Raw genomic sequence first — 5,910 nt, forward strand, 5'->3', positions numbered from 1 at the left:
CGGAAGCTCCACTTTCGTTCTGCCCACCACCTGTATGTAGGTCTAATTTCAGATTTACCCTTGCTTTCGGGATTTCATTCTGAAATGAACTGCTCATGACTCTCTCCTGTGAAGCCTGCATCTCAGGGGTTCCATCACCGCAGATGCCTCCCCTTGTGCACTGATTTAATTTTGATCATTATAGGACGAAGATCTGTAAAATCTCAATATTGCAGACATATCGATCGATATAACTCAAATATGCAGATCTTTGTTCTGTTTGATATCGCAAAACCAGCATATTGCAAAACTTATAACCATGATTAATGAAAAACCGCAGGAAATTATTCCAGTGAATGCTTTTAATACAGCCAGTTATGTCAGAAAAGTTCATTTTTTGATTCCGGTCATGGAAAATCACGATGAGTAACGATTCAGCATCATTGAAGTGATTTCTGGAAAACGGAAAGGATATGAAGGAAGAGCACAACAAAATGCAATGAAAGAAGGAGTGAGGGGATTTTTAGTAAAAACAGAAGATTAACAAAACACATCAGGAGGCAGAGACTCCTGATTCAGCAATATCACATGCAATTTTAGTTAACTGTTACCGTTCTGAAATCTATGTCAGAAGATATTCCATTACCGAAAGTCAATCAGCGATACAGAGACGATCATGGTGCGCTTGTCACCGTGACCAGTGTTGAGGAAACCCGGGTGGTGTTTATGCGGGACGGCTATCCGCATCCCTGCATGCGGCCGATGTACAACTTCCTGGGAAAATTCAAACCCGAACCCCGGAAAGAACCCCCTGCCGGCAATCACACTGCCTGATGGCAGCATAATCCACTTATTAATTCTCATCCCCGGAGACAAGCCCTGAAAACCACTCCGGGTGTTCACTGTATGCTGTGTTCAGCGCATCCCAGGAAACGTTGATATAAAAGCTGTCCTGCAATTTCCGGGTAACCACCTCTGCCAGGCGGTTCCGGTTATCCGCCAGTCCGGCATAACCTCTCTCTGCCAGCCACTCATTCAGTTCATGTTCCAGAGACAGATTGATAATATCGTAATCGGACCTTGCCATTCCCGTTTCCTTAGCACATGTTTTCAGGCACGGGGATAAAGTATAAAGAATGTCGTACTGCTGCTGCCAGAGCAATATTCCCCCCCTGCTGGTTGTATCAGAGATGGTATGCCGGTATTTTGCGGGTTGTTCCCGTCAGGTTATCGTGCACCTCCACGGTCGTTGTCACCACCGGCATTCCGCTCTGTCTTAGTCTCAGGACATCAGCCGCAATACGCTGACTGCCAGACCAGAACAGGCCGTCCAGTGCAGTCACCAGTAACCCCGCCTCCAGCGCATACTTCAGCCGTTCACGGGGCGCTTTCACTGCCCGGGCAACCTGCTGATATGGCAATGATGTGTTTTCATTCCCAACCACGCGACGAATACGATGAGACAGATGATACCGGTATGTATCCGGCACACCGGAAAGACTGGCCTTCAGGCTGTACACACAGCCAAACCGTTTATCGTTGAACACCACATTTTTCTGGCTGATGTCCCATTCTTCACGCAGCGCGGCAATCAGTTGCGGTGTCCGGGTAAGCAGCAAGCGAAAAGGCAGTTCAAAACTGGTGACGTAATCCACATTCAGCAGAGCAATACGCAACCGTTCTTCTGGCCCGGCCTCTGTCTGTCGGCACTCCTCCAGAACATCCTGCCACTGCCGGCGAAGACGTGGAGATTCATTCAGTTCTGTAAAACTGTATTTATCCGCCAGATAGTCAACTCGTGTACGCATACTGAAAAGAATTCCGTATAAAAAATCAGCTGGCAAAACTTTATCAATCGCTGATGAACAGGGAAAGCATAAATCGCCCGTTCAGATACTCCTGTCTGCTTCTGCACTGCCATATATCTTCGTTAATCGCTCACTGTTGCCAGCTTGTTTTCGGCATATTTCATGCCGCCATGTGTTCCCGTCACCGCACCGTATACGTGAACGAAACAGCATTTTTTGTTCCGGAAACTTCGTAAAACAGCGTTATTCCATATGGGTACTTAAAGCAACACTTATTAATTATAACGATAACAAAAATCTGTTTTTTCCGTTGTTACTGTTAACGCTTCAGCGTTAGCGTAAAAACAGTATCGTTATTTTCTCAATATATCCTTCACTGACAGGTAATGGAGTATGTGATGGCGGTTAAAATCACGCCTGAAGAGTTCAGTCTGTTAATCCGGCGACTGAGCACGCAATGGCGCGTCCTGGCGCCTTCTGCCGAGTTTCGCGGCGGGCGTTTTGCTGATACGGATAACATTATTTATCAGCACATCCGGGGATGGGATGACCTGGTCTGGCAGGAGAAATCCCACATGTCACCCAATACGGTTATTTCACCGATAACAGAGACGCTCTTTTATTTTAATAAAGACACTATCCAGATTGCGGAGACGGATGCCATGCCGGTGCTGATATTTGCCCGCGCCTGTGACATCAATGCCATGTCACGGCTGGATTATATGTATTTATCAAACGGGAATAATTCTGATTACAGTTATCAGCAACTGCGCGACCATATTCGTTTTGTTCTGATTGAGTGCCCGCAAAGGTTTGAAAACTATTTCATGGACTCTCAGGAGATGATACATGTTTACTGAAGAAGAAAAAATCTGCGCCATTGAGCTTTATTTCAAATATAGCAAAAAGCTTGCCCCTGCCATACGCGATCTGTTGTCCCGAAAAGTTAATCTAACTTCTCAATGAATATCAATACGGTTCTGGCGAGCTGTTTCCCCTTAAGGGCTGGTGTATGACAATAAGTCATTTTATTATTGAACCAGGCGACTGCCTTGACGCTCACTTCTGAAAAAGATATTTACACAGAATAGTAAAAAAACCTGTACATTTTTATGCTACTAATGATGAAAAAATACAAATTCACTTTTCTTTTTATTGCGTTGCTGAACACCTTTTTTCTGAATCTATTTCCGTTGAGTGCAGCAGGATACTATCTGAATGTCGTGTTACAAATTATTGCAGGAGTTAACCTGTTGCAGCGTCGCCATCAGATAGTTTCTTTTATGATACTACTGATAATTTTTGCCATCACACATTGGTTACACAACATCAGTTCAATGACATTATTGTATTATGTAAGCTATCTGTTTTTTTTCTTCATACTGTCCGTGATAGTGTTCCGCCAGGTGATTTTCTCTGCCAAAATAAATACAGAATCAGTTTGCGCTGCATTGAGTGGTTTTTTGCTTATTGGATATATGGGATTTTTTATGTTCTCTGCGATAGAAAGTTATATGCCCGGTGCGTTTCGGGGATTGTCACAGGACAAACTGCAGATGATGAACGAACTCTTTTACTACTCATTTATAAGTATTTTGACGGTAGGGTATGGTGATATTGTGGCCGTCAGCTGGCCTGCCCGTAATGCCACTATACTGATGATCCTCATGGGCTATATTTACTCTCTGATTTTTATTTCCCGTATCGTAAGCGGACTTTCTATATCGGAAAAATAATCTGCTTAAATTATATCATTGATGAATTAATAAATTATTGGTAAGCGTAAACTGACCGCCGTATGTAGCCATTAAGCCAGTATTGGTAACGTAGGTGCCCACCTTTTCAAACTAGCGGGCACCTGTAACATTATCCGCAGAACCCCGCAGATCATTTTAAAATAAGTTTAAACTTCAAATGGTTAAACTGTGTTCACAACCAGGAGCCTCTGTTGCCCGTATTGCCCGGGAACACGATATCAATGATAACCTGCTGTTCAAATGGCTCAGACTATGGCAGAACGAAAGACGTGTTTCGCGGCGTCTTCCGGTAACGACCTCTTCTGACTCTGGCGTTGAATTATTACCTGTGGAGATAACGCCGGATGAGCAGAAAGAGCCTATGGCGGCTCTTACTCCGCTTTTATCCACTCCTTCACAAAACACAATCAGTACCAGTTCCTGTTAGATCGAGTTCCATCACGGTAAAATGACGCTGAAAAATCCTTCACCAGAGCTGTTCACGGTGTTGAACCGTGAACTGAGCGGGAGGGGACGATGATCTCACTTCCATCAGGCACCCGCATCTGGCTGGTTGCCAGCGTTACCGATATGTGTAAATCTTTCAACGGCCTGGGAGAACAGATACAGCATGTGCTGGATGAGCCCCCCTTCTCCGGTCACCTGTTCATCTTTCGTAGCCGACGGGTGACACCGTTAAAATCCTGTGGGCTGATGCTGATGGTCTGTGCCTGTTCACCAAACGCCTGGAAGAAGGCCAGTTTATCTGGTCATCGGTACGTGAAGGCAAGGTATCCATTACCCGCTCGCAGCTGGCAATACACCTCGATAAGCTGGACTGGCGTCAGCCAAAAACATCTCGCCTTAACTCACTGACAATGTTGTAAAAAACTCCTGACCGCATCATAAAAACGGTCATGAGTCAGAAATACCTCATTCTCATTCGCATCCCCATTACCGTTTTATATCACTGGCGCTGCCCCCCCCTGAACATCACGGGCACTGTACCGCTCACCCACCGAAGTTAAAAGGACTGAATGAACTCACATTCTTCCTTCAGCAAAAGCAGAGCCTGACAGAGTCAGGGGATGGATTAGTGCCACCAGTCACCTGAGTAACTGGCTGCGTCGAATATAGCTTCTTCGTGCCGCCCTGTATGCCACTTACAAGCCATTAAAGTGGCTGGATTGCAGGCAGAAACTGTACAGCATTTAGCTTTTGTTAACGTTTATCTTTGTATATTTCAAAATGTTTCATCAGATGATGGCTACAGACAGTGCGGTAATCACGATTACCGGGTGAGCTCAGACTTGATGTTAAGGATAAAACATGAAAATTCATTCAGGTCCGATTTTGTGTGCTTCAGTGTGTTGCCTGTTTTTTCCTGCCATTATACTGGCCGCAGGAAATAATTATCAGGGAACCGACAACCTGCCACACTGGCAGACTCCCGAATTCAACAACCAGTGGGGACTGGAAGCGATTAATGCACAGTATGCTTATGCCCGCGGATATAGTGGATATGGGATCAACATTGGTGTACTGGACGCAAAGTTATTTCAGCACCCTGAGTTTAACGGCAAACTTTCACAGCTTTCCGGCCATTTACCTTATGATTTTGAAACCGAAGAAGACGGAAGTATTTCTTTCGAAAGTCACGGAGTGCATGTTGCAGGCATTGCTGCAGCCAGACGGGACGGTACCGGAATGCACGGCGTGGCATTTGGTGCGACACTCACCACTGGCAATATTCCGGTGTTAGCGCCAGTGATATAAGACGGTAATTCACCATTTGGATTGTCCGCTCCACCCAACATGTTGTTTCCTTAAGGTTCTCACACCCAAAAGGACATCAACATGCTGAGCAGAGAGGACTTTTACATGATAAAGCAAATGCGCCAGCAGGGCGCGTACATTGTCGATATTGCGGCTCAGATTGGTTGCTCTGAACGAACGGTCAGACGCTATCTCAAATACCCTGAACCGCCAGCCAGAAAAACCCGCCACAAAATGGTTAAGCTGAAACCGTTTATGGATTACATCGACATGCGCCTGGCAGAGAATGTCTGGAATAGCGAGGTTATCTTCGCGGAGATTAAGGCAATGGGCTATACGGGCGGACGTTCCATGCTGCGTTACTACATCCAGCCCAAACGTAAAATGCGTCCGTCAAAAAGAACAGTTCGCTTCGAAACTCAGCCTGGATACCAGCTCCAGCACGACTGGGGCGAAGTTGAGGTGGAGGTTGCCGGGCAACGGTGCAAAGTTAACTTTGCGGTTAATACGCTGGGGTTCTCCCGCCGCTTCCATGTCTTCGCCGCACCAAAACAGGATGCTGAGCATACCTACGAATCACTGGTTCGCGCCTTCCGCTACTTCGGTGGTTG

The 5,910-nt window shown here is 45.9% G+C and carries 6 protein-coding genes and 5 pseudogenes; 8 read left to right on the plus strand and 3 right to left on the minus strand.

Annotated elements, in window-relative coordinates; translation table 11 throughout:
- Positions 1–97, minus strand: a pseudogene (locus FFT88_RS25760) (type VI secretion system contractile sheath small subunit); the annotation flags it as partial.
- A 506-nt stretch (positions 98–603) separates the two neighbouring features.
- On the opposite strand from FFT88_RS25760, the gene FFT88_RS24220 reads away from it, so the two are divergent.
- Positions 604–813 (plus strand): DUF4222 domain-containing protein, encoded by a 210-nt coding sequence (locus tag FFT88_RS24220; RefSeq protein WP_135405979.1) that lies wholly within the window; start codon positions 604–606, stop codon positions 811–813.
- Between the two features lie 19 nt (positions 814–832).
- Here the strand turns inward: FFT88_RS24220 and FFT88_RS24225 are convergent, their stop codons facing one another.
- On the minus strand, positions 833–1,066 hold the full coding sequence (locus FFT88_RS24225) for a hypothetical protein (RefSeq protein ID WP_000124171.1): 234 nt from the start codon (positions 1,064–1,066) through the stop codon (positions 833–835).
- Between the two features lie 97 nt (positions 1,067–1,163).
- Complete coding sequence (locus FFT88_RS24230; protein ID WP_135405980.1) at positions 1,164–1,787, minus strand: DNA-binding protein; 624 nt, start codon at positions 1,785–1,787, stop codon at positions 1,164–1,166.
- Between the two features lie 398 nt (positions 1,788–2,185).
- Between FFT88_RS24230 and FFT88_RS24235 the strand changes: the two are divergent.
- The 7 genes and pseudogenes from FFT88_RS24235 to istA all read left to right on the plus strand — a co-directional run.
- Positions 2,186–2,608, plus strand: a pseudogene (locus FFT88_RS24235) (sulfite reductase); the annotation flags it as partial.
- A 28-nt stretch (positions 2,609–2,636) separates the two neighbouring features.
- A pseudogene (locus FFT88_RS24240) lies at positions 2,637–2,720 on the plus strand (sulfite reductase); the annotation flags it as partial.
- Positions 2,721–2,899: 179 nt separating this feature from the next.
- Positions 2,900–3,523: an ion channel gene (locus FFT88_RS24245; RefSeq protein WP_135405982.1), complete on the plus strand. Its 624-nt coding sequence runs from the start codon at positions 2,900–2,902 to the stop codon at positions 3,521–3,523.
- A gap of 178 nt (positions 3,524–3,701) precedes the next feature.
- Positions 3,702–3,971, plus strand: a complete 270-nt coding sequence (locus FFT88_RS24250) for a transposase (RefSeq protein WP_240731099.1) — start codon at positions 3,702–3,704, stop codon at positions 3,969–3,971.
- 89 nt (positions 3,972–4,060) lie between these two features.
- Positions 4,061–4,410 (plus strand): annotated as a pseudogene (gene tnpB / locus FFT88_RS24255) (IS66 family insertion sequence element accessory protein TnpB).
- 442 nt (positions 4,411–4,852) lie between these two features.
- Complete coding sequence (locus FFT88_RS24260) at positions 4,853–5,299, plus strand: S8 family serine peptidase (RefSeq protein ID WP_240731100.1); 447 nt, start codon at positions 4,853–4,855, stop codon at positions 5,297–5,299.
- An 81-nt stretch (positions 5,300–5,380) separates the two neighbouring features.
- Positions 5,381–5,910, plus strand: a pseudogene (gene istA / locus FFT88_RS24265) (IS21-like element IS21 family transposase); the annotation flags it as partial.

It is taken from the genome of Escherichia sp. E4930 (assembly GCF_005845405.1).
Classification (GTDB): Bacteria; Pseudomonadota; Gammaproteobacteria; order Enterobacterales; family Enterobacteriaceae; genus Escherichia.

Bases quoted from the DNA above. Each gene is read 5' to 3' on its own strand.
- FFT88_RS24220 (WP_135405979.1), top strand. From the start codon at position 604: ATGTCAGAAGATATTCCATTACCGAAAGTCAATCAGCGATACAGAGAC.
- FFT88_RS24225 (WP_000124171.1), bottom strand. From the start codon at position 1,066: ATGGCAAGGTCCGATTACGATATTATCAATCTGTCTCTGGAACATGAA.
- FFT88_RS24230 (WP_135405980.1), bottom strand. From the start codon at position 1,787: ATGCGTACACGAGTTGACTATCTGGCGGATAAATACAGTTTTACAGAA.
- FFT88_RS24245 (WP_135405982.1), top strand. From the start codon at position 2,900: ATGCTACTAATGATGAAAAAATACAAATTCACTTTTCTTTTTATTGCG.
- FFT88_RS24250 (WP_240731099.1), top strand. From the start codon at position 3,702: ATGGTTAAACTGTGTTCACAACCAGGAGCCTCTGTTGCCCGTATTGCC.
- FFT88_RS24260 (WP_240731100.1), top strand. From the start codon at position 4,853: ATGAAAATTCATTCAGGTCCGATTTTGTGTGCTTCAGTGTGTTGCCTG.